23 protein-coding genes are annotated in these 23,482 nt (G+C 56.7%); 8 read left to right on the forward strand and 15 right to left on the reverse strand.

Annotation, left to right across the window (positions count from 1 at the left end; genetic code table 11):
• The 5 genes from ACR0DE_RS05910 to ACR0DE_RS05930 form a co-directional block, all read right to left on the reverse strand.
• Positions 1–1,011, reverse strand: a complete 1,011-nt coding sequence (locus ACR0DE_RS05910; protein ID WP_480752289.1) for an imelysin family protein — start codon at positions 1,009–1,011, stop codon at positions 1–3.
• Positions 1,012–1,014: 3 nt separating this feature from the next.
• Positions 1,015–2,562, reverse strand: a complete 1,548-nt coding sequence (locus ACR0DE_RS05915; protein WP_480752290.1) for a di-heme oxidoreductase family protein — start codon at positions 2,560–2,562, stop codon at positions 1,015–1,017.
• Positions 2,522–3,007 (reverse strand): bacterioferritin, encoded by a 486-nt coding sequence (gene bfr, locus ACR0DE_RS05920; RefSeq protein ID WP_170392566.1) that lies wholly within the window; start codon positions 3,005–3,007, stop codon positions 2,522–2,524. The genes ACR0DE_RS05915 and bfr overlap by 41 nt, the downstream gene beginning before the upstream one ends.
• The gene (locus tag ACR0DE_RS05925; protein WP_170625132.1) at positions 2,955–3,248 is read right to left on the reverse strand and encodes a (2Fe-2S)-binding protein; all 294 of its coding nucleotides are present in this window, start codon (positions 3,246–3,248) and stop codon (positions 2,955–2,957) included. Before ACR0DE_RS05925 ends, bfr begins: the two co-directional genes overlap by 53 nt.
• Positions 3,249–3,376: 128 nt before the next feature.
• Positions 3,377–4,645, reverse strand: coding sequence for an imelysin family protein (locus ACR0DE_RS05930; protein ID WP_480752291.1), 1,269 nt, complete (start codon positions 4,643–4,645; stop codon positions 3,377–3,379).
• Positions 4,646–4,876: 231 nt separating this feature from the next.
• Between ACR0DE_RS05930 and ACR0DE_RS05935 the strand changes: the two genes are divergently transcribed.
• Complete coding sequence (locus ACR0DE_RS05935; protein ID WP_170392563.1) at positions 4,877–5,416, forward strand: ZrgA family zinc uptake protein; 540 nt, start codon at positions 4,877–4,879, stop codon at positions 5,414–5,416.
• Between the two features lie 34 nt (positions 5,417–5,450).
• On the opposite strand, the gene ACR0DE_RS05940 is transcribed toward ACR0DE_RS05935, so the two are convergent.
• Together ACR0DE_RS05940 and ACR0DE_RS05945 are read right to left on the reverse strand one after the other, a co-directional pair.
• Entirely contained in the window at positions 5,451–6,770 is a 1,320-nt protein-coding gene (locus ACR0DE_RS05940) for a GH1 family beta-glucosidase (RefSeq protein WP_480752292.1), read from the reverse strand.
• A gap of 1 nt (position 6,771) precedes the next feature.
• A complete protein-coding gene (locus ACR0DE_RS05945) occupies positions 6,772–7,803 on the reverse strand; it encodes a LacI family DNA-binding transcriptional regulator (RefSeq protein ID WP_223116909.1) in 1,032 nt (343 codons plus the stop codon).
• A gap of 214 nt (positions 7,804–8,017) precedes the next feature.
• Here ACR0DE_RS05945 and ACR0DE_RS05950 point away from each other — a divergent pair, with 214 nt between their 5' ends.
• The 5 genes from ACR0DE_RS05950 (at position 8,018) to ACR0DE_RS05970 (ending at position 14,358) form a co-directional block, all read left to right on the forward strand.
• Positions 8,018–9,373 carry an ABC transporter substrate-binding protein gene (locus ACR0DE_RS05950; protein WP_170512843.1) on the forward strand — a complete coding sequence of 452 codons (1,356 nt, stop codon included), beginning with the start codon at positions 8,018–8,020 and terminating at the stop codon, positions 9,371–9,373.
• Positions 9,374–9,438: 65 nt separating this feature from the next.
• Positions 9,439–10,446 (forward strand): carbohydrate ABC transporter permease, encoded by a 1,008-nt coding sequence (locus tag ACR0DE_RS05955; RefSeq protein WP_170402173.1) that lies wholly within the window; start codon positions 9,439–9,441, stop codon positions 10,444–10,446.
• Positions 10,447–10,458: 12 nt separating this feature from the next.
• Positions 10,459–11,607 carry a carbohydrate ABC transporter permease gene (locus tag ACR0DE_RS05960; protein ID WP_480752293.1) on the forward strand — a complete coding sequence of 383 codons (1,149 nt, stop codon included), beginning with the start codon at positions 10,459–10,461 and terminating at the stop codon, positions 11,605–11,607.
• A 9-nt stretch (positions 11,608–11,616) separates the two neighbouring features.
• A complete protein-coding gene (locus tag ACR0DE_RS05965) occupies positions 11,617–13,272 on the forward strand; it encodes an alpha-glucosidase (protein ID WP_480752294.1) in 1,656 nt (551 codons plus the stop codon).
• A 3-nt stretch (positions 13,273–13,275) separates the two neighbouring features.
• Positions 13,276–14,358, forward strand: a complete 1,083-nt coding sequence (locus tag ACR0DE_RS05970) for a sn-glycerol-3-phosphate ABC transporter ATP-binding protein UgpC (RefSeq protein ID WP_170392556.1) — start codon at positions 13,276–13,278, stop codon at positions 14,356–14,358.
• On the opposite strand, the gene ACR0DE_RS05975 is transcribed toward ACR0DE_RS05970, so the two are convergent.
• The 4 genes from ACR0DE_RS05975 to ACR0DE_RS05990 form a co-directional block, all read right to left on the reverse strand.
• Positions 14,355–15,476: an aminotransferase gene (locus tag ACR0DE_RS05975; protein ID WP_480752295.1), complete on the reverse strand. Its 1,122-nt coding sequence runs from the start codon at positions 15,474–15,476 to the stop codon at positions 14,355–14,357. The two genes, ACR0DE_RS05970 and ACR0DE_RS05975, sit on opposite strands and share 4 nt — an antisense overlap.
• A 107-nt stretch (positions 15,477–15,583) precedes the next feature.
• A complete protein-coding gene (locus ACR0DE_RS05980) occupies positions 15,584–16,690 on the reverse strand; it encodes a mandelate racemase/muconate lactonizing enzyme family protein (RefSeq protein ID WP_480752296.1) in 1,107 nt (368 codons plus the stop codon).
• Between the two features lie 25 nt (positions 16,691–16,715).
• Entirely contained in the window at positions 16,716–17,273 is a 558-nt protein-coding gene (locus ACR0DE_RS05985; protein ID WP_480752297.1) for a dimethylsulfonioproprionate lyase family protein, read from the reverse strand.
• Between the two features lie 17 nt (positions 17,274–17,290).
• A complete protein-coding gene (locus ACR0DE_RS05990) occupies positions 17,291–18,373 on the reverse strand; it encodes an alcohol dehydrogenase family protein (RefSeq protein ID WP_480592720.1) in 1,083 nt (360 codons plus the stop codon).
• Between the two features lie 130 nt (positions 18,374–18,503).
• Between ACR0DE_RS05990 and ACR0DE_RS05995 the strand changes: the two genes are divergently transcribed.
• On the forward strand, positions 18,504–19,391 hold the full coding sequence (locus tag ACR0DE_RS05995) for a MurR/RpiR family transcriptional regulator (RefSeq protein WP_480752298.1): 888 nt from the start codon (positions 18,504–18,506) through the stop codon (positions 19,389–19,391).
• Between the two features lie 28 nt (positions 19,392–19,419).
• On the opposite strand, the gene ACR0DE_RS06000 is transcribed toward ACR0DE_RS05995, so the two are convergent.
• Together ACR0DE_RS06000 and ACR0DE_RS06005 are read right to left on the reverse strand one after the other, a co-directional pair.
• Positions 19,420–20,160, reverse strand: coding sequence for an SDR family oxidoreductase (locus ACR0DE_RS06000; protein ID WP_480752299.1), 741 nt, complete (start codon positions 20,158–20,160; stop codon positions 19,420–19,422).
• Between the two features lie 37 nt (positions 20,161–20,197).
• Complete coding sequence (locus ACR0DE_RS06005) at positions 20,198–21,193, reverse strand: quinone oxidoreductase family protein (RefSeq protein ID WP_480752300.1); 996 nt, start codon at positions 21,191–21,193, stop codon at positions 20,198–20,200.
• Between the two features lie 91 nt (positions 21,194–21,284).
• Between ACR0DE_RS06005 and ACR0DE_RS06010 the strand changes: the two genes are divergently transcribed.
• Positions 21,285–22,121, forward strand: a complete 837-nt coding sequence (locus ACR0DE_RS06010; RefSeq protein ID WP_480752301.1) for a LysR family transcriptional regulator — start codon at positions 21,285–21,287, stop codon at positions 22,119–22,121.
• A 3-nt stretch (positions 22,122–22,124) separates the two neighbouring features.
• Here ACR0DE_RS06010 and ACR0DE_RS06015 read toward each other — a convergent pair whose 3' ends face one another.
• On the reverse strand, positions 22,125–22,817 hold the full coding sequence (locus tag ACR0DE_RS06015) for an SDR family NAD(P)-dependent oxidoreductase (protein WP_170392549.1): 693 nt from the start codon (positions 22,815–22,817) through the stop codon (positions 22,125–22,127).
• Positions 22,818–22,928: 111 nt separating this feature from the next.
• The gene (locus tag ACR0DE_RS06020) at positions 22,929–23,435 is read right to left on the reverse strand and encodes a nuclear transport factor 2 family protein (RefSeq protein ID WP_480752302.1); all 507 of its coding nucleotides are present in this window, start codon (positions 23,433–23,435) and stop codon (positions 22,929–22,931) included.
• Positions 23,436–23,482 lie beyond the last annotated feature (47 nt).

A 23,482-nucleotide genomic window follows, 5' to 3' on the forward strand; every position in this document is an offset into this window, starting at 1 on the left:
TCAATCCCCATCCAGTGAGTTGAATCCGGCGCTGATGCCGAGCGTCGGGCCAAGCTCGGTCGCGGCGATCTCGCGAATGTCGTTGATCGATTGCTGCAGCGCTTCGATGCGGACGCGACCTTGCGGTGTCGCAACACCGGCGAGGGCGGGGTCGTCCAGTGATTGAGCCCGGTCGATGGCCCGCGCGAAACCGGCATCCAGATCTGCAGCAATCTCGGGGTGGTCAAAGGACAGACGGGCGGCCAAGTCACGCAGGGCGATCAGAGACAGCGTGACATGATGCAACGACCGCTTGGACCGCCGCGCTTCAGCACGGTTCGGGCGCGGACGTTCGAATGTTCCTAAAGGGCGTCCAATGCGTGTGTCGGCTGTGAACTCTAACCCCGTTGTAAGCGCCTTGAACAGCTCCTGCATTGCCTCATCGCCCGTGCGATAGGGGCTGTTGTCCCCCGGCTGCGTCAGTCGTGGTGCGTAGCTTTGCCAGTCCGTGTTGATTGTGACGGCATTTCGGTTGATATCAGTGGTGATGGCGCGGATAAGCGCGCAACGATAGTCGGCGCTTCCTTGTTCTGTCATCGCTGGATCAAAGAGCATTCGTTCCAATGCAAAAAAGCCGCGCCCGGCGATTGAGGTTTCGGCAAAGGCATCGGGGTCGTCGACGGCAGTGTCTTCACTGGCGATGTGTCGGGACAAGGTTTTGGGCGTGAACCCTTTGGTATCTGGCCAGAAAGCCAGCGCAAAGGCGCGATCGTCAGCCTCGGACGGCCCAAAACGTAAATGGCTGGCCGAAATCCAGCTATCGAATGCCGTGGCGTAATCAGCGCGCAGGTCGTCTGACTCCGGTTCGCAATCTGTTTGGGCTGTGGTCGACAAAGCACCGGTTGCGTCAGCCAGCTCTGCAAAGCGCGGTAGAATATGCGTTTCGGTCACATCCATCAAAATCGGAGCTCGATCCTGAGCAAAGGCGCCCAAGGGCACCAGCAGGGCGGCGGCGAAAGTAAGGCTACGCATGGGTCAGAGGCTCCCAAGAAAGCGGATCAGAGCGTCGCGGTCGGCTTTTGGCATTGAAACAACCGTGTCACGGGCGGCCTGCGCCTCGCCACCGTGCCAAAGGATGGCTTCAAGCAGGGATCGCGCGCGACCATCGTGCAGGAATTGGGTGTGGCCCGAGACGCGCTGTGTCAGGGCGATGCCCCACAAAGGCGGCGTACGCCATTCGCGGCCCGTTGCGCGGGCCTCGGGGCGATTATCGGCCAGACCCTCGCCCATGTCGTGCAACAGCAGGTCGGTATAGGGCCAGATAAGCTGGAAGCTCTGTTCGGGCCTATCGGGCATCCTGTGGGTGACATAAGCAGGCGTGTGGCAGGATGCGCAGCCCGAGGCAAGAAACACTTCTTTCCCGCGCAGCACTTCAGGGTCATCGGTGTCTCGGCGCGCCGGAACACCGAGATTGCGGCTGTAGAAGGCGACGAGGTCCATGCCAATTGCGTCAATCTCGAATCCCCGCGCATCGTTGTCTCCGTGCGGAGCATCAATGCAGTTGGCCTGCAATTCGGTGCAATCGCCGTACGGCGCGGGGTAAAGCGGACTTGATACGCCGATATCACCTGCGAAGGCCGCCGCCGATTGCTCCATCACCGTGGGCATCCCGGCCTTGTGACCAAAGCGGCCCATCATTGGTTCGCCAAATTCCGTCGACCATACGATGTTCGGACGGCCCGAGATACCATCGCCATCTTCGTCATCAGGATCGGCTTTGGCCAGCAAGTCCTCAACCGGAATTGATTCCAGCAACCCCAGTCCGATCATCTGCGGCGCAACTCGAGGGCTAAGCATTGCGTCCGGGTGCAGCGGGCCATAGCCTAAATCGGCGGCCTTATAGCTGGGGCGGCGGAGCGAGGCCGTTTCGCCATCGGACAGCGCGACGGGGACTTCCTCATACGTGATGTCCAGCCGATATTCTGCGGGATGGCCTGCCAGCGCGAAATCCTGCAGCTGAGTGCCATAATTCGGGTCAGGCAGGGTGGCGATATAGTCTTCGATCTCAGCAGGCGCGCCCTCTGGCTTGCCGGGAACCGAAACTCTCAGGAACATCGAGACGGCATTGTCATCCGGGCCGTTAGGCGTATGACCGCGCCCGTCCTTGATGTGACAGCGCTGACACGAGCGGGCGTTGTATAGCGGACCCAAACCGTCCGAAGCCAGAGTGGACGACGGAGACGAGACCCAGATCTTTTTGAACAACCCGTTGCCGACTTTGAAGTCCAGCTCCTGTTCGAAGCTTAAATTGGCGGAGGGCTGAGAAAACGCGTCCGCATCAGTGCGCGCCCGCACGGTCGCAGCACCAGCGGACAGTTCTTCGAACCGTTGCGGCACACTGAAGTCGTCCGGCGTAGCTGTGACAGCGTCGATCCGGGCGCGTTCTTCGGCAGTTCTTGGAAGGAAATTTAGATGAGAGTCCCGCAGCTCGGTGGCTTGGGAAGAGGTGGCCGTGAGTGCGGCCACCGATGCAAGGGCAAGCTTACTCGCCTTCGTCCATCTTGGATGCGTTAAGTTGCGCATAATTGGCTTCGCCAATCCTTTCATAAAGGTCGAGCTGCGTTTCGAGGAAGTCGATATGTCCTTCTTCGTCGCTGATTAATTCTTCGAACAGGCCCATGGACACATAGTCGCCGGCCTCGCGGCAGTATTCCCGCGCTTCGACATAAAGCGCCCGCGCGTCTTGTTCGGCGGCTAGATCGCATTCCAGTGTTTCTTTCGGGGTCTGCCCGATGCGGAGTGGGTCAAGTTTCTGCAGGTTGGGGTGGCCCTCCAGAAAGATGATCCGCTCGATCAGCTTGTCTGCATGGCCCATTTCCTCGATGGATTCCTCACGGCTTTTCTTGGCCATATGGCCAAGCCCCCAATCCTCTTGCAGGCGGTAATGTAGCCAGTACTGGCTGACCGCCGTCAGTTCATGCCGCAGTGATTTGTTGAGGTATTCTATGACCTTGGGATCGCCCTTCATGTGCTTTCTCCTGTGATACTTCGGATCGTAACGACCGAAGCTGCATGGGGACTTTAAGATTATCGTCTGCGCGCATTGTGTCTAGGAAAAGCGGCATACATCCGCCGCAATCCGCTGACTTGCCAAGGGCATGATAGATCTTGCCGGGAGTGATGATGGTCTGTGGGTCTGCCGTGCGCATCCAATCGATCGCCGCTCGGATGTCGTGGTCAGAGATGTTGGTGCATTGGCAAACGATCATGGCGACTCAGTCGGGGTATGCTATTTCCTAGTGAAATAGTGGGTTATTGAGGGCGCGTCCAGTGCCAAGACGCCACACTCGATGTTGAGAAAGGCCGAGAGCACTAAAAATGCGCCCGGCCATGATACCTATTGGAATACCGCGTCAGGGTTATCCAAGCTGTCCGAGCCTTCGAAATCGATCTGGTCAAGCTCCAGCACGGTCACGATGCGTTCGATGGTCTTGGTCTGATCGACCAGTCCATTGACGCCACCCATAATCAGCGCTTCGCCACCTTCATTGCCGCGTTCCAGCATCTGGTCATACGCAAAACCCGCTTCGGCGGTTGATTTGATACGGCCTAGCGCCAGCATGGTGTTGGCCAGCTTGGCTTTCATCTCTGTATCAAGCGTCGGATCAGCTGCGGTCACCAGATCCGATAGGGATGCACCCGAAACAGGCGTGCCATCGATGCGGGTATAGCTGCCCAAATACACATTCTGGATGCCCAGGCCGTCATAGTAATGGCTGTTGTGGGTGTTGTCCGAGAAGCAGTCCTGCTCTTCCTCGGGGTCGTTCAACATCAGGCCGAGGCGCATACGCTCACCCGCCTGCTCGCCGTAGGACAGCGAACCCATGCCGGTTAGGATCGCACTAACGCCAGCAGTTTCATTTGCGGCAAGAGCGGCACGTGCGTCACCATCTTCGGCCCACTGGGCAGTCATCCATTCCAGATCACTAATCAGCAGATCGGTTGCCGCTTTCAGATACTGGGCGCGGCGATCGCAGTTGCCACCTGTACAGCCGTCACCAACTAGATAATCGGTATAAGGACGACTTCCTGCGCCCGTGCCGTGGCCGTTCAGGTCCTGACCCCACAGCAGGAATTCGATGGCGTGATAGCCGGTGGCGACGTTCGCCTCGATCCCGTCAGCCTCATGCAGCGTATCCGACAGCAGGGCAGGGGTAATTTCGCTGGCGTCGATGGTCTCGCCAGACAGATCAAAGCTGGGGTTGGCGATGATGTTCAGCGCGGCAAACTCGTTCTCATCGCTGGGGCCGCCGTAGGAGGAATCCACATAGTCTATCATGCCCTCGTCCAGAGGCCATGCGTTCACCTTGCCTTCCCAATCGTCGACGATGGCGTTTCCAAAGCGATAAACCTCGGTCTGCTGATACGGCACGCGCGCGGCGACCCATGCGGCACGTGCGGTGTTCAGAGTGGCATCGGATGGGCTAGCAATCAGGGCGTTGACGGCAGCTTGCAGATTCTTTGCTGCAATCAGACTGTCGTCATATTTGGCTTCGGCGATGTTGGAATATGTGGTCAGAACATCGGCTTTGGACGGGGCCTCGGCGACAGCTGTACTTGCGATACACAAGGTCAGGGCACTGGCCGCGTTGAACAATCTGGTCATGTGGAACACTTTTCTTTCTTAGCGGGATTCGGACCCCGGCAGGCACAGCGGGGCTGGACGGGGCAATTTCTTAGTGAAATAGTCGGCAATGTCAACCTGAGTTTTATTGTCGGGTATTATTCCTATTTCTGACTAACCATATCTGGGGAGCCCGATGAACCCGGCGAACATTGCGCTGAGGCGCAATTGTATTAAAATGCCCTACGGTTTGTTTGGTTAATGGTGAACAGAATGAAACGCGCGGCCGTTGTTCTTGCGCTAATACCAGCCGCGCTGATGGCGCAGGCAGAGACCGCCATCGAAGCGCATACTCATGGCGCGGGTCATATGGCAATTTCATTCGTTGAAACCGGATTTAGCCTGACGCTTGAAGTGCCAGGCGTAGATATTGTTGGGTTCGAACACACTGCCGAGAACGAAGATGAGAGGGCGGATGTTGCCGTCGCAATCTCGGACCTTTCTAAACCGCTTGAGATCTTTGAGGTGCCGCCTGAAGCGGGGTGTGTGACTACAACGGCCAATGTCGCGCTTGTTGGTGATGTCTTCGTTCAGGATGAGGGGCAAGTCAGCGATAATGCCGTGCATCACACCGAATTTCAGGCCGATTATCTGGTGCAGTGTCAGGAGCCGTCGTTAGTGAATTCAATTCAGTTCACCTATTTCGAACGGTTTGCGCGCGCCGAGCGCTTGTTTGTTGAGCTGACGTCATCCTCGGCCACACAGAACCTTACGGTGGAACGCCAAACGCCACATTTGAAGGTGCCAAACTGAACCGGCGTGTGCCCGCAGTAGCAAAGCTTGACGGTCAACCAGACTGATCCCGGACCAATGCGGCCTGCAACGCGCGGTAGGAATCCTTTGGCCTTCTTTCCAGCGTCTCAAAATCTACATCGACCAGCCCGAACCGTTTTTCATATCCCAGCGCCCACTCGTAATTGTCGAGAAGGGACCAGATGAAATATCCCTTGATCGGAACGCCGTGGTCCAGGGCGTTACACACTTCGGCAAGATGCTGGTTCAAGTAGTCAATTCTGTCAGCGTCGTTTTGACGTTCTGCGCTCGCCATGCCATTTTCGGTCACGTAGATAGGCAGGTCCCCAGTATACTCTTGCGCGGTCCGGATCAGGAAACGGGACAGGGCTGCCGGATCAATTTCCCACCCCATTTGCGTTTTTGGCAAGGGGCCAGGGACGTCGGTCAAGGAAGGCCAAGACGTATCTGCGCGCGTTATCAACTTGCGCGTATAGTAATTGAGCCCACACCAATCGACAGGTGCAGCTATCGTGTCGAAATCATCCTGCCACTTGTCCGGCAGATGCGGCTCCAATCCTTCCAGAACATTCTGAGGGTAGGATTTCTTGAATGCGCCGCCCAGGAAAAAGCGGTTGTAAATCCCGTCGTAAAGCGCCGCCGCAGTCTGTGCCTCATCGCTGTCGTCAGCAGGTTCCGCCCATTCAAGGTTGAACACTGCGCCAAGGTTCGACATGCCCAATCCGCGCATAGTTTCGATTGCGCGACCATGGGCCAGCAGCACGTGGTGCATCGCGCGCGCGGACGCCCGGATGTCGCGCAAGCCGGGGGCATGTTGGCCTTCGAAATGGCTCAGCCAGCTTACGCACCAAGGCTCGTTCACAGGTGCGACGCTGAACATCCGATCGCCTATGCGGCCCATGATGATCTCGGTGAAGTCTGCAAACCAATTCGCGATATCCCGGTTTCGCCAACCGCCCAGATCGGCGAGTGGTGACGGGAGTTCCCAGTGATACAGCGTTGCGCAGGGTTTGATGCCGCGTTCAATCAGCGCATCGGTCAGGCGATCATAGAAATCCAAGCCTTGCTGATTGATCGGTCCGCGCCCTTCGGGCAGCACGCGCGCCCAACTGGTTGAAAAACGGTAACAGTCGAAGCCTGCGCCCCGGATCAGATCCAGATCCTGTTCGAACCGGTTATAGTGATCGCAGGCCAAATCTCCGTTTTCCGCATTGGCGACGTTACCTGGAGTTGCGGCGAAACTGTCCCAATGGGTCTTGCCTGCGCCCCCATTGGCGTGTCCCTCGATCTGATAGGCCGATGTCGCCACGCCAAACTGAAAATCTGGCGGGAAATCTGCGCGTTTGTACTTCATCTCACATCCTTTGTGGGGCTGGCCCCGTCGAGCTGCCGACGACAAGTTCAGCCTCCAGCAAGCGCGTTTTGGGTGGGTCATCCGGAGCGTTGATCCGCTCGATCAGCATTTCGGCAGCCAACTCGCCCGCGTGTCTGACCGACGAGCGCGTTGCGGTGAAAATTGGAACATCCATACCATTGCGCATGTATGACAACTCGTCATCATGAGCGATCACCGAGATATCGCGCCCCATTTTCAGGCCGCTTTCTTCCAGTGCGCGCCGGACTCCAACCGCAGAGATAATCGAAGAGGCCAAAATTGCTGTTGGCGGGTCGTCGAGCTTCAGCATGTCGCAGGCTGTCTGATGCCCATAAATCTCGGTCATCTCAGCGCTGCGCAGTAGGTTTGGATCAGGCGCGATCCCGGCTTCTTTGAGCGCCGCCAGATAGCCGTTCCTCCGCCGACGCGCGAAATCCATTTCCTCGAGCCCGTTGATCAAGGCGATGCGCCGATGGCCCAGATCGATCAAAAACCGAGTAGCGCGTTCGAATGAACGCTGGTTGTTCACATCGATCCAATCATAGGGCTCTTTGGCGTAGGTCGACCGGCCATGAACAATGAAGGGCACGCCGAGGCGCGATAATACCGAGATGCGCGGCTCTCGTACCTTGGGGCCTTGCAGGACCACGCCGTCTACGACGCCCCGATTGAACAGGCTGCGATAGGATTCTTCAATTGATGTGTCCGGCGCGTGCGTGAACATCATGTCATAATTGTTCGCCGCATAGGTTTTGGCTGCGCCTGCCACAAAATCTCCGAAAATCGGATTGACCATTTCGTGCCGGGACGAGGTGGGAATCACATGGCCGATGACCATAGACCGCCCTGTCGCCAGCCCCTTGGCGCGGCTGTTGGGGCGGTAACCATGCTTGTTCGCGGCAGCCTGAACCCGGATGCGCGTCCCTTCGCTGACCTCCGGGTAACCGTTCAGCGCGCGGCTGACGGTTGTTTGTGAAAGGCCGAGTATCTCAGAGAGTTGCTTTAGGTTCATTTCACTCAAAGCGCCTTCAAATTAATTCCCATTTGTTTTGTTGTGAAAACCTGGCTCAGTCAACATGTTTCGAGAGAATGCCTTAGAATGGCAGTTTTTTAGGGGTTAGCAGGCGAGATATTGACAGGATCTGAATGTTAGCGGATAAAGTACCGCATCCAAAGCGCTTTGAAAACGAATCTCGTTTGCGCCGAAAATATTGGGAGGAGAACTCATGAGACACGCACTTTATTCGGGTGCGGCGGCGATCGCTCTGCTGGCCGGGTCGGTACAAGCACAAGATTTGGTCTTCGCGCCGGGCGAGGGGCCGTTCAACTGGGACAGCTATAATGCCTGGGCCGAAAGCGCCCCGGATCTGAGCGGTCAGACGGTCACGATTTTTGGTCCGTGGCTGACCCCGGAAGACGGTTACTTCAACAACATGATTGCCTATTTCGAAGAGGCGACTGGCGCAGATGTGATCTATACCGGTTCCGACAGTTTCGAGCAGCAGATCGTTATCGATGCCGAGGCAGGATCAGCCCCCAATATCGCGGTCTTCCCGCAGCCAGGACTGGCGGCGATCATGGCATCCAAAGGGCAGCTGACACCGCTGGGTGAAGATATGGCGGCCTGGGTTGGTGACAATTATGCGGCTGGCGATTCCTGGGTTGATCTTGGCACTTACAAAGACGCCGACGGCAATGACCAGATGTATGGCTTCTTCTACAATGTGAACGTCAAGTCTCTGGTCTGGTATAACCCGGAAAACTTCGAGGATGCCGGATACGAAGTGCCGACGAGCATGGAAGAACTGAAGGCCCTGACCGAGCAGATCGTCGCCGATGGCGAAACCCCGTGGTGCATTGGCCTGGGATCGGGTGCCGCCACCGGTTGGCCCGCGACCGACTGGGTTGAAGACATGATGCTGCGGACTCAGCCGCCCGAGGTTTACGACCAGTGGGTGACAAACGAGATTCCGTTTGATGATCCGCGCGTTATCGCCGCAATCGAAGAGTTTGGCTGGTTTGCGCGTGATGACGCCAAGGTCTCGGGTGGGTCAGATGCTGTCGCCTCGACTGACTTCCGCGACAGCCCCAAAGGCATGTTCTCATCGCCGCCCCAGTGCTACATGCACCGTCAGGCGTCCTTTGTTCCGGCCTTCTTCCCCGAAGATGTCGAGTTCGGCCTGGATGCAGATTTCTTTTACATGCCGTCTTTCGCAGACAAGGACTTGGGTAACCCGGTTCTGGGTGGCGGTACTCTGATGGCGGTAAGCAATCCATCGGATGCGACCAGCGCGTTCATGGAGTTCCTCAAGCAACCGATTGCACATGAAGTCATGATGGCACAAACCGGATTCCTGACCCCGCATAAGGGCGTGAACACCGAAGCCTATAAGGATGATACTCTGCGCGGTCTGGGTGACATTCTACTGGGCGCGACCACCTTCCGCTTCGACGGCTCGGACCTAATGCCGGGCGCCGTGGGTGCGGGTACGTTCTGGACCGGCATGGTTGACTATACTGGCGGGAAATCCGCCGAAGAAGTCACCGGCGAAATCCAGTCATCTTGGGACGCAATCAAGTAATCCGCTGAACCTTCGGGTAACCTTTCAATCAGGTTGCCCGAAACCCTAGCAAGGGAGAGGACGCCATGAATCCGGCAATTCAGGGCCTGCTGACAATCGTAATCGGTGTGTCGGGATGCGTGGGCTATTTCTACCTGTCCAACCAATTTCTGGATAAAGTCCTGTTCCCTGCGCGTGGACCGAACGCGGGTCGCAATATCAACCGCGCGAATATGATCCGGCCCTGGCTGTTTCTGCTTCCCGCGATCCTCGCCCTTGGGGTCTATCTTGCCTATCCGGTGTTTGAGACGCTGCGCCTGTCTCTGACTGATCGCGTAGCCGGAGGCGGATATGAATGGGCGGGTTTTGACAACTATACCCAGATGGTAGCCGAGCCGAAATTCTGGGAGGCGATGCGCAACAACATGCTTTGGCTGATTGTTGTACCTGCCATGTCCACCGCATTTGGCCTGCTCGTGGCGCAGCTAACGGATCGCATCCGCTGGGGTAACGTCGCCAAGTCGCTGATCTTCATGCCGATGGCGATTTCTTTCGTTGGCGCCTCGGTAATCTGGAAACTGGTCTATGATGCACGTCCGGCCGATCAGGATCAGATCGGCGTCCTGAACGCGATCTACATCTTCTTTGGTGGAACCGAAACGCACACCTGGCTGACCCTGCCTTTCTGGAACAATTTCTTCCTGATGATCGTGCTGGTCTGGATACAAACCGGCTTTGCCATGGTCATTCTGTCCGCCGCGCTGCGCGGCATCCCGGAAGAGACCATCGAGGCCGCCATTCTGGACGGGGCCAATCCGTTCCAGATTTTCTTCAAGATCAAAGTGCCGCAGATCAAAACCACGATCATGGTGGTCTGGACCACCATCACCATCGTGGTCCTCAAGGTCTTTGACATCGTTTTTGCGATGACCAACGGCCAGTGGGAGACCCAGGTTCTGGCCAATTACATGTACGACAAGATGTTCCGCGCCAATGACTGGGGCGTGGGATCGGCATCCGCCATGGTGATCATGTTGCTGGTGACGCCGATCCTGATCTGGAACGTGCGCAATGCGCGCAAAGAAATGCAGTAGGAGGACGGGGTTATGAGCGATATTGCAGGAACCCGCCCAGCCCTAAGATGGGTCGTTCACGCCTCGGTCGTGCTGCTTGTGGTGCTTTGGGTTTTCCCAACACTCGGTTTGTTGATCTCGTCATTCAGAACAGCGGACCAGATATCCAGCAGCGGCTGGTGGCGGGCGCTCTTCCCGTCGGAACAAAACCTGACTCTGCGCTCGGCGGCACCTGAAACACAAGTTTTGCAGGATGGTCTCTATGTGATCGAAGGCAATATCTTCGATGGTGATCGGGCCTCGGACATTTCGCGATGGGGTGTGAATTCCCGTGCGATTGATGCCTTTGCTCCGGGCGAAACGGCTGAGCTTCGTCGTGGCGGGACGATCACGGTTCAGGCCAACGGTGACTATCGGATGGAAAACGCAGAAGAGTTTTCGGGCAAGCGCGGCCCTCGCGTGTTTGTGACGACTACTCTGCCGCCTGAATTCACCTTGGAAAACTATGCCCATGTTCTCTTCAACGAAAGCAGTTCCGACAGTATGGGCAAGGCGTTCTTCAATACCCTGACGGTGACGATCCCGGCGACGATTATCCCGATTCTTGTCGCAGCATTTGCGGCTTACGCGCTGGCATGGATGGATTTCCCGGGGCGTGCCCTGCTGATCGCTGCGGTGGTTGGCCTATTGGTGGTGCCATTGCAGCTGGCGCTGATCCCGTTGCTGAAACTGCATCTCAATATCGGGATCGGCAAAGGATACCTGGGGGTCTGGATGGCCCATACCGGGTTCGGGATGCCATTGGCGATCTACCTGTTGCGTAACTACATGGCCGGGCTGCCTCGTGACCTGATTGAGAACGCCCGGGTAGATGGCGCAACCGAGTTTCAGATTTTTACCAAGTTGATCCTGCCGCTTAGCTTTCCGGCACTGGCATCCTTTGCGATCTTCCAGTTCCTCTGGACATGGAACGATCTGCTGGTTGCCAAAGTCTTCCTGATCGATGCCAGCGGCCAGACAACGGTAATGACCAACCGTATCGTCGAACTGCTGGGTACGCGGGGCGGTAACTGGGAAATCTTGGCCACGGCGGCGTTTGTCTCAATCGCGGTGCCGTTGGCAGTCTTCTTTGCAATGCAGAAATATCTGGTTCGCGGCTTGCTGGCCGGTTCCGTAAAATAAGGGCGTGTGATGAACGTGCAGACCAACGCGACAGCATTCGAAAAAATCAAGTCGGCGTCAGATTGGTGGCGGGGCGGGGTGATCTATCAGATCTATCCGCGCAGCTTTCAGGACAGCAACGGTGACGGGATCGGAGACTTAAAGGGTATCACCCAGCGGCTAGGCTACATCGCCTCGCTAGGGGTTGATGCAATCTGGATTTCGCCGTTCTTCAAATCTCCGATGAAGGATTTCGGTTATGACGTCAGCGACTACCGCGATGTCGATCCAATGTTCGGCACTATGGCGGACTTTAAAGAGTTGTTAGATGAGGCCCATGCACACGGGCTGAAGGTGATGATCGATCTTGTGCTATCCCACACCTCAGATCAGCACCCGTGGTTTGGTGAAAGCCGCACCTGCCGAGATAATCCGAAATCCGATTGGTATGTCTGGGCCGATCCCAAGCCTGACGGGACACCTCCGAATAACTGGTTATCGATTTTTGGCGGTTCGGCTTGGCAGTGGGATGCGCGGCGTTTGCAGTATTATCTGCACAACTTCCTGACTTCGCAGCCAGATTTGAACTTCCATTGCAAGGATGTCCAGAATGCCCTGCTGGATGTGGCGCGCTTCTGGCTGGATATGGGGGTCGACGGCTTCCGTCTGGACACCATCAATTTCTATTTCCACGACGCCCAGCTACGTGACAATCCGGGCCTGCCGATGGATCAGAGGAACTCATCAATTGCGCCGATGGTGAACCCGTATAACCATCAGGATCACCTCTATTCCAAAAGTCAGCCCGAGAATATCGCCTTCCTGGAAAGGCTACGCGCCCTGACTGACGAATACGAGGGCCGCGCCTGTCTGGGTGAGGTCGGCGACGCGCAGCGCGGGCTTGAGATTATGGGCGAATACACCAGCGGCGATAAACGGATGCACATGTGTTATGCTTTCGAGTTCCTCGAAAAGCGGGCTTTGACGGCAGCTTACGCAAAGCAGGTTTTTGACCAGCTTGAGGACAAGGCGGGTGATGCATGGCCATGCTGGGCCTTCTCAAACCACGACGTGCAACGCCATGCTTCGCGTTGGGGTTTGGACGATGCAGCTGTCCGGCAGCACGCCGTTCTGATGATGTGCCTGCGTGGCTCAGCCTGTCTTTATCAGGGTGAGGAACTGGGCCTGCCCGAGGCAGATGTTGCGTTCGAAGATTTGCAAGACCCCTATGGTATTGAATTCTGGCCGGAATTCAAAGGTCGCGATGGCTGCCGTACTCCGATGGTCTGGGCCGCACAGGACGAACAATCCGGGTTCAGCACGAGCCGTCCCTGGTTGCCAGTCAGCGCTGCGCAGGCCGAGCGGGCGGTGGATCGGTTGGAAAAAGATCCAGCGTCGATGCTGCACCACTACCGCCATGCGATTGCATTGCGTCATGCGCACTCAGCGCTGATGTCCGGCGCGCAGACAGGGATGTCACAAATCGGTTCGGTATTAACCTTCACCCGAGAGGATGAAGCCGAGCAGGTCTTCTGCGCCTTCAATCTGGGTGACTGTCCGGTTGGCGTGACCCTGCCAGAAGGTGACTGGCAAGTGATCGGGGAGGAGTTGGGCGGCGTTCGCGGGGAAGGCAACGTGACGCTGGATGCCGCTCAATTCTGTCTATTGGCTCGGGAAAAGAGGTAAACCATGTCGGAACTCAAGCTTACGGATGTGGCCAAATCCTATGGTCCGGTCGATGTTCTGAAACATATCGATCTCGAGATCGAGCAAGGCGAACTGATTGTCTTTGTCGGCCCGTCAGGTTGCGGAAAATCCACTTTGCTGAGGATGATCGCGGGCCTTGAAAAGATCACTGGCGGTACGCTTGAGATCGAAGGGCAGGTGGTGAACGATGTGCCACCTGCGCAACGCGGCATCGCGATGGTGTTCCAGTCCTATGCGCTTTACCCGCATATGACGGTGCGCGAAAACATGGCCTTCGCGCTCAAGATCGCGAAGATGCCGAGCGCTGAGGTTGATGCCGCCGTGGAGCGCGCGGCCCAGATTCTACAGCTTGAACCCCTGCTGGATCGCCTGCCCAAGGCATTGTCTGGTGGACAACGCCAGCGCGTTGCCATCGGTCGTGCCATCGTGCGCGACCCCAAAGTATATTTGTTCGACGAGCCGCTTTCGAACCTCGACGCTGCCCTGCGCGTGGCGACGCGGATCGAGATTGCACGCCTGAAAGAGGCGATGCCCGACAGCACGATGATTTACGTCACCCACGATCAGGTCGAGGCGATGACACTCGCCAGCCGCATTGTGGTTTTGGCCAATAAGGGAGTTGCGCAGGTTGGCACGCCGCTGGAACTCTATGAGACGCCAGATAACGAGTTTGTCGCGCAGTTCATCGGCTCACCAGCAATGAACCTGCTGCCCGGGACTATTACCGCGACAGGAGAGACAACAACCGTCACGCTGGATGATGGCGGCGTGGCAATCTCATCAATCCCGACGGATGCCGCTGACGAAGGCAAAAAGGTCAATATCGGTGTCCGGCCTGAGGACTTAAATATCACTGATGGAACACCAATTTATTCCGGCTTGGTGGATTTCACCGAAGCTTTGGGTGAGGTTACGCTGCTTTACTTTGCAGTCCCGGATGGACGGGAAGCCGTGATTGCAAAACTACCTGGTGTTCAGCGCAATCTGCGAGGAAAAACCGTCTCGGTCACGGCGGCACCCGAAAAGGTGCATCTGTTCCACAACGGCCAGTCGATGAGGCGCTAGTCGAGCTTCGCAAGGAAGGTGGAAACTTTTTCCAGCCCTTCGCGAATGATCGACGGAGTATTGGCGTAACCGATCCGAACACAGCCTTCGAGACCCAAGGCAGAGCCCGGCGTGAACATCACGCCGGTTTCCCGCAGCAGTTTCACACAGAACTCGCGCGAGGGCATGTCGACATCGTAATGCAAAAGTGCAGTTGTTCCTGCTTTGGGTTTGACCCAGCTGATTTTGGGCTCGCTTTCGACCCATTCTTCCAGCATGGCGAGGTTGCCGCGCGTTATGGCGTGGCTGCGCGCCAGAATCTTGTCGTGGTTTTCCAGCGCAAGCGCGGCGAAATGGTCGTCGATCATGCCGACCGAGATCGTGTCATAGTCCCGATGGATCGAAACCGCTTCGATCAATTCTGGGTTGGCCGCAATCCAACCCAGTCGCAGCCCTGCCAGCGAAAACGCCTTGGACATGCCCGCGGTTGAAATGCCTTTCTCATAAAGATCTGCAACCGCATCCGTCATGCCCGAACCTTCTTGCCCAGTACCGCGATAGACTTCATCACACAGCAACCATGCTCCAGCGGAGCGTACGATTTCGACGATCTCAAGCAGGAACGCGCGATCCATCACCGCACCGGTTGGGTTGTTGGGGTTGTTGATGGCAATCAGTTTGGTGCCCGGAGTTACGGCGGCGCGCAGCTCCTCAAGATCGGGCAAATAAGCGTTCTCGGCCCGTAAATGGATCTGCGTCACCTCCGCGCCGATGCTGGCAGGGATGGAATAGTGTTGCTGATAGGTGGGCACGACGGCCACCACCTTGTCGCCGCGCTCGACCAGCGTTTTGTGGACCAGCATGTTGGCACCGATCGTGCCATGGGTGACGATGACATTCTCACGCTTTTGCTGGTCATATAGGTTACAAATCGCATCGCGCAGCCGGTCCGAGCCCCGGATCGCGCCATAGGTCATCTTCATCCCAAGCAATTCAGACAGATCATCCGAGTTTTTGCCGGAAAGCTTCAAAAGCTCGGCGATACTCAGGCTCTCGACGCAAGTCTCTGCAAGGTTATAGGCGCAGCGGGTTTCCCATTCATTCATCCAGATTTCGACGCCAAAGGGTTCGATCTTCATCGCGCTATCCTGTTCGACTAAGCCATCGCGCATCGTTCCCATGGCGAAGCGGCAAGGTCAACCTCGGCAGATGACCGTCATCGAACTTGCACAAAAGGCGTGTATCGTTACCGGTAGATCGCCACAGGATCACCCAACGCATCTTCATCTGGGTGAACGCCAAGGCCGGGTGTTTCGGGTAGATGCAGGTGGCCGTCCACATTTCTCGGTCCACGCCCACCGGCGATATCGACGGTGATCATGTCCTGACAGGCCCATACAGCATGGCAATTCGCATCCGGTATTGTCGCCGCCAGATGCAGCGCTTCGGTATCCGCCAGCACAGAACCACCGGTTGCCATTACAAACATGTCGATCCCATGCGCCAGCGCGACATCGCGCATTCGGACCGCTTTGGTCAGCCCGCCGACCCGGTTGAGCTTGATGCCAAATATTTCGGCAATGCCATCGCGGGCTATGCGCGTCGCGTCCTGAAGGGTCACAAGGCTTTCATCAACGGAAACAGGCGAAGCATGTTTGCCTGAGATCGCGGCAATGTCATCCAGTGTTTCGCAAGGCTGTTCGATCATGACATTGAGGTCTTCGACCGCACTCATCACGCGTAATGCCTGCTGCCGCGACCAGCCGCGATTGACGTCATAGAGGATGATGTCTTCGGGATTGCGCAGGCTTTCCATGTCACGGATTCGGGCGATATCACGGGCCACATCGCCGCCGATTTTGACGGAATGGGCGATATAGCCGCGCTGCCGGTATCGTTCGATGACGGCGCGGGTTTCTTCGATTGTCTTGGCTCCTACGGAGGATGCGATTGGGCGCGGCGTACGCGACCCTCCCCCCATCAAATCAGCAATCGGAAGACCAGCAACCTGACCGGCTATGTCCCAGCACGCCATGTCAATCGGGCTTTTGGCGTAGAGATGTCCGGGTAGGGCCTGATCCATCGCGCGTTCAACATCCAGAACTCGCCGCGGGTCGAGGCCAAGAACAAACGGTGCCATCGTCTCGATCCCGGCCCGTATGCCGGGGCCGTGGGCGGGTACATAGGTATGCCCCCAGGGTGTGCCTTCGCCCCAACCAACAAGCCCTTTGTCGGTTTCAATCTTGACCAGCGTCGCATCGAGCTTCTCAAACTTCAATCGCCCGCCTGACAGCCAGTATGGATGCTCCAATGGCAGGTCGATTTGAAAGACAGAAATCCCGGTAATTTTCATTTTGGTTTCACCTCGACGCAGTATGTCATGCGGCATCCATCCGAGGCAGATCATCCATTCCATCGCCCCGCCACAAGACAAAGGTCAGGATTGAATGATCGCTTGTCGTCATGGCGTGGCTTTGCCAACTTTCATGCTGGCGGGTCTGGCCCGGCCCGACAAGCTGTGCATTCCCTTCAACCTTAAAACAGGCTTTTCCAGCGAGCGTCAGGTATAGCTCTTCAGCCTGGTGGCTGTGCCAGTCATACTGCAGACCTGCGCCCCAATAGGCGACATAACCGCGTAGTTGGGTCGAATGGAAATGCCCGCTGGGTCCGAACAATTCGTAATACCCGTATCGGGACAAGAAATCCGCACCGACCTCGGATTCGGAATAGGTCAGTTTCCAGTGCGCTTGCTCAGCAGTTGCTGCAATGGCCGTAACCAATGCCTGTGTTTCGGGCGTACCGCTCAGACCAAATTTGCTGACAAGCCGGGTTGCCGGAATTTGTGCGGGCTGTAAGTCCGTTCTGGATAAATCTGTTGGCCAACCCCCAAAACCCGCCAAATCCGGGTGGTTCTGATGCAATCGCCTGGCGGCCATTAAAACATCATCCAACGTCATGGGATCACCACGATGTTTCCGGTGTGTTTCTTCGCGATGAAGGCGGTTTGTGCCTCATGCAATTGGCTTAGAGGGTAGGTTGCGGCCAGGGCCGGTTTTACTTCGCCCGCTTCGATATAACGTACAAGATTTTGCATTACTTCGGGGTCGATGACGGTCGAGCCTGTAAAGGTCAGATCGCGCAAGTAGAACGTCCGCAAATCGAACTCGACCATAGGGCCCGCGATGGCGCCCGAGCAGGTATAGCGTCCGCCGCGTTCAAGAATGCTGATAAGCTGCGGCCAGTATGACCCGCCCACCACGTCGGCAACGACCGTGATCTTTTCGTCTCCCAACGATTTGCGCAAATCATCGGGGGCGCGGGACAGGATGACATCTGGACCCAAGAGGGCCACGTCGTCGTGCTTAACCTCCGACGCCATCGCGATGACCCGCGCATTTCGGCGCTTGGCCAGTTGAACCAGAGCGCCACCGACGCCGCCAGATGCGCCCGGAACAAGAACAGTGTCAGCCGCAGTGACCTTGGCGCGGGTCAGCATACCTTCGGCGGTTGAGTAGGAACAGGAGAAGGTTGCCAGCTCAGCATCTGAAAGTGTTGATTGGATGGCTATCGCATTGACGGCCGGGATCGTTGTGTATTCAGCAAAGCCGCCATCTCGCTCTGATCCGAAGTAGCCGGTTTTGTCCTTGTTCACCGGATCGGTCGGATCGCGCAACCAGCAATCGGTTATCACACGCTCGCCCAAGCGATTTGGATCCACGCCGTCTCCAACTCCAACGATCTGCCCACAGACATCCGCCCCTTGAATGCGCGGAAAGGCCAGTGGCGCTCCGCCCCAGGTTGGGTCATCAGTGCCGACCTCTTCAAACGCGCCACCGGTGGTCGCATCGCTGACTGTTTTAGAATACCAGCCGGACCTAGTGTTTACGTCGGTATTGTTCAGGCCACAGGCACCGACCTTGATCAGAACTTCGCCCGGTTTGGGAGTGGGACAGGGCCAGTTTTCGTGCCAGATCATCTGATCCAGATCACCGTGCCCCATGGTGACCATCGCCTTCATTGTCTCGGATTGGGCCATGCGGCAAACTCCGTCGATGCATTTACGGTGACCTCAATCAAGCGCGGGAGTGAGCTGAAAGACATCGGTCCGGCCCCCTGAGTCGATTTGGTCTCGACACCGTATGCAAACAAAAATACCATCGTCAATCATGAATGGGACAGATGTATCAAATTTAGTTTTGGAACGGCTGGCGGAGGAACTGACGCAGTTGACACCCGAGGCACGCAAGGCTGCGACCTATGTGCTTGAGAACCCGCGCGACGTGGGCGTATCGACTGTACGCGAAATTGCTGAAGCCGCCAATGTGAAACCCAATACCATTGTCCGAATGGCGCGGCAGGTGGGGTTCGAAGGCTACGAAGATTTCCGGGTTCCCTTCCGCGAGGCGATCCGGCGCGGGCAGGCCGATTTCCCGGAGCGCGCGCGTTGGCTGCAGGATATTCGTAAGTCCGGCAATATGGGCGGGCTTTATGCGGATATGGTTCAGGACGCTCTGCGCAACGTCGAGGAGACGTTTGCCAATATCTCGTCCGAACAGCTGAAAGCCGCCGCTGAAGATATCTGGAATTCGCGTAACGTGTTCGTGCTGGGCGTTGGCGTGAACAATTCGAATGCGCGAAACTTTGTTTATCTGGCCTCGACGGGCATGGTGCAGTTTCATGCTATCCCGCGCGCCGGATCAAATCCGATTGACGATCTGGCATGGGCGGACAAACGCGATGTGCTAATTGCGATGACCTGCAAACCTTATCGGAATGAAGTGGTCGAGGCGGTGCAAGTTGCCCGAGAGCAGGGCATGACGGTGGTCGGTCTTTCTGACAGCCCAGCCAGCCCTGTTCTGCGCAATGCACAACACGGGTTCGTCATCTCGGCGGATACGCCGCAATTCTTCCCGTCATCAGTAAGTACTATCGCATTGCTCGAAACGCTTTTGTCCTTCGTCATTGCTGTGGCCAGCGACGAGATCGTCGAAAGAGTGGCGACCTTTCACAAGCGTCGCCATCAGCTAGGTCTGTATCACGCGGAAGAGCCCTGATTGGATCAGGCCAATCCGCATTGGCCATTCAGCCACGCACCAGGTGACCACCATCCACATCCAGCACAGCGCCTGTGAGATAGCCATTTGTCATTGCCATTATCACAGCTTGGGCGATGTCCTCTGCCTCACCAATGCGTCCGACGGGCAGGCTGTTACCAACCTGAGCGAACATGGCCTCGCGAGCCTCATTCGACATTGCCGCGTAAGCCTCGGTCGCAACCATTCCAGGGCTGATGCAGTTCACACGCGCACGGTTTGATAGCTCCAATGCCAACCCCTTGGACAGGGCTTCGACCGCCGCGTTCACTGCCCCAAGACCCGTTGCACCGGCAGAGGGTCGGCGGCTGAGGACGCCAGAAAAGAAGGTGATGGAGCCGCCTTCAGTCAAGACAGGCAAGACTTCACGCGCCGCCACATAGGGCCCGATAAATTTAGCCTCGAACATCGCGCGCAGGTCAGTGGTTGGCAATTCGGCGAAGGCCCCACGCGCTGCGCTTGAGGCAGAGATGACCAGATGATCTACTTTTTCAAGGCCGTTGGCCCAGGACTTCATGCCAGTTTCGTTGGTGGTATCGACCGGTGCGATCTGAACTTCGCCTCCGATGTCTGCCGCTGCTGCTTCCAGCTTGGCGGGACTCCGGCTGGCGATGGTAACTTTCGCACCGAGCGCCACCGCCAGCTTTGCGGTGGCCTTACCCATGCCGCTGCTGCCGCCAATGATAACAACGTGTTTGCCGATGAGGGCCGTTTCGAAAACCGAGTTCATTGCTTTGGTTCCTTGCATGTCGTGTCTGTTAAATGAGTCAATCGATGCTGAGCACCAACTTGCCGGTGGTTTCGCCCGCCTCTAGGCGGCGATGCGCTTCCGTAGCCTTGGCGATTGGGTATGTGGTGATCTGAGTACGCAGAATGCCAGTTTCCAACAGCTTGAATACCTTGGTCATGTCCGCGCCGAATGCAGTTGGTCGGTTGGAAAAATACGTGTAAATATCGCTGATCCGTACTGAGACAGATTTCTGGAAGTGTTTCGCCAGATCCTCGGCAAAATCGCCAGCTGGCGGCCCGGCAAGGAATCCGAAGAGCACAGCCGTTCCAAGGGGAGCCAGCGCATCAAGGTCTGATTTCAAGGAGTCACCGGAAACCGGATTCAACGTCAGATCAACACCGCGCCCACTTGTGATCTCTGACACCAGCGTGGCCACGTCCTGAGTACGATAGTCGATGACAAAATCTGCTCCTTGCGCCTGGGCGTATCCGACCTTTTCAGTGCTGACCGAAGCGATCACAGTCATGCCCAGATGCTTGGCGATGTGGAGGGCCATCGTGCCCACACCGCCTGCAGCCGCATGCACCAGTACGGATCTTCCGGCTGCCGCACCGCCCAGATTGACCAGCATGTGATAGGCCGTCATTGCGTTGACCGGGATTGCTGCTGCGGTTTCAAAGGCGATGGTATCGGCAATTTTGGTTACATAAGGTGCACCTATTACGGAATGCGTACCATAGCCGCCCGCACCAATCGGCCCCATCCATGCGACGCGATCACCCACTGCGAAACCAAAGACATCTTCGCCCGTCGCTTCGACGATTCCGGCACCTTCAACGCCGGGTACATGGGGCAGGTCTGGCATCATGCCCTCTGGCATTTCGCCACGGCGAATAATCGTATCGATAAAATTTACCGCCCCGGCATGATTACGGATCAGGATTTCTCTGGCACCGGGGTGTGCGACAGCTTGGTCAACGCTTCGCAGAACTTCGGGCCCGCCAGTTTGGGTGATTTCTATCGCATACGGCATCATGCATCTCCTATTGTTTCGCAGAAGATATCGGTGACGCCATTTCGTGATAATAGTTGAATTCAGAAAGTATTATCACATAAATAGAATTATGATCTACAATGACCTTGGCCTGTTTACTGTTGTCGCCCACCACCTCAGCTTTTCCAAAGCTGCAGATCGGCTGGGTATTCCGCTTAGCAGGATTAGCCGCAGGATTGCCAAGTTAGAGGATCATCTGGGCGCTAAGCTATTCGAGCGCACGACAAGGCAGGTGCGCCTGACCGAAGAGGGGCGCCGTCTTCTGGATCGTTGTCAGGATCCGATTGAAGCGCTTCAGCGTGTTGCGGGTTTTACCGATGACACGCGGCACCACACGATTCGCATTACGGCACCACCCTTGGCAGCTCGTACAACGATAGGGCCAAAGCTGGTGGATTACGCCGAACAAAATCCTCAGGTCCAGCTTGAACTGACGACGACTAACATCATGCTGGATTTTTTCGCGGACAATATCGACCTCGCCTTTCGGGTCGGTCCGCTTGCGGACTCCGGTCTTGTTGCCAAGCGGTTATGGTCAGTTCCATATTGTTTTTGCGCAGGGCAGGGCTTCATTCGAGAGCACGGGCTTTCGGGACCTTTGACGCGACCGAAGTTCCAGACTCTTCCTGCGCTGATAGCGGGTCAACCCTGGGTACTGGAAACGGGAGAGACGGTGAATCCAGCCCACATAGCCCATAATATTGGCGACCTTGATGTCATAGCACAGGCCGCTCGTCGTAATCTTGGGATAGCGATGTTGCCGAAGGATATGGTGGAGGGCGATCTGCGACGACTGGAAGTTGAGAATACTGTCCCGCTGACACGAGACATGTACGCGGTTTATCCCAGCCGTCGTCTGTTGCCCGAGCGTGTCAGGAAACTGATCGATTTCATGGCGCCGGGATAAATCCTACCAATCAATTTGCACCCCATCCCGAAAGAAACCACCTGTTGGACCGTTCACGGGCAGTGTTGCAGCCCACACGACGCCCTTGGCCCCTTCGGGAACCGGGCGACCACCCCCGCCCATGTCAGTGGCGACCCAGCCGGGGCACACTGCGTTAACAAGGATGCCTTCGGGCTTCAAATCAGCCGCAGTCTTGATGGTCAGTGCATTGAGCGCTGTTTTCGAGATGCCATATCCGGGAGTGCTGGAAGACATGCCTGTCAGCGCTCCTGAGCCGGAAGACACGTTTACAATCCGGGCATCATGACCATTTTGAAGCAAAGGAACGGCCGAAATGGTTGTTGCCCAGGCTCCGAAGAAGTTGGTCTCGAAAGCACGGCGCACGCGCACCAGGTCGGCGCTGAGCGCGTGCTGATCCGTGTCGTAGTCAACGCCTGCATTGTTTACCAGTATGTCGAGATATCCGTATTCGGAGTTGATCTTATCAAAGGCAGCGTTGACCGAGCTCTGATCGGACACGTCCAGTTGCAAGGCCTTAGCTCCATGCCCAATCTCTTCGGCCGTGGCTTGTCCCTTTTGCGGGTCGCGCGATGCTACCAAAACAAATAATCCATGATCGCGGGCCAGTTGTAGGGCGACTTCTTTGCCGATGCCTCGATTGGCTCCGGTCACAAGTGCGATACGTTGTTCGGTCATGAGGTTTCCTTTGAATTTTCGTCAGTTAACCGAAAGCAAAGCCTAATAGTGAGATTGCCAACATCGCTCTGGCAAGGCAACCGGCGCGCAACGATGCGGCGTTAACTGATGTCAGTTGGCCCCGGCCCCGCGTTCACCGGCGAGGGCGACGAGACCACGGTCGCCGGTTTCCCAAAGAGCGGTCATCGTCATCGTTGTCACAACCCAGCGTTCACCTGTTTTTTCCAACGCATAGTCATAGCGGCCGCACAATACCCATAGGCCATCGTCAAGACGGTGGGTGGCGGTGAAATCAGCCTGCGCTGTCGCGGCGGTTTCTGAAACTGAGGTGATTGCGTGGTTGGTCACCATGTGATGCGTGCTGTCGAACCCGGGCAGGAAGGCGGCCCAGCCCGCAACAAGTTCGTCAGCGGGTTGGGTTGCCGGGTCTCCACCCCAAAGGCTGGTGTAGTCAATGGTGACGTGATCGGCGAAGGCATCCCTTACACGGGTCCAATCATGCCGGTCTGCGCCTGCAGCGATATCCGTTAGGGTGCGGGTGATGTCAGTTTGATCGGCCAATGCGGGGCCTCCAATCATTGTTATGGCGGCGAGCATGGCGATGAGGGATCGTTTCATATCCGGGTCCTTTGTCAGAGTTGGAAAATGCAACGTACATTGCTGCG

This window comes from Ruegeria sp. C10, from assembly GCF_056537805.1.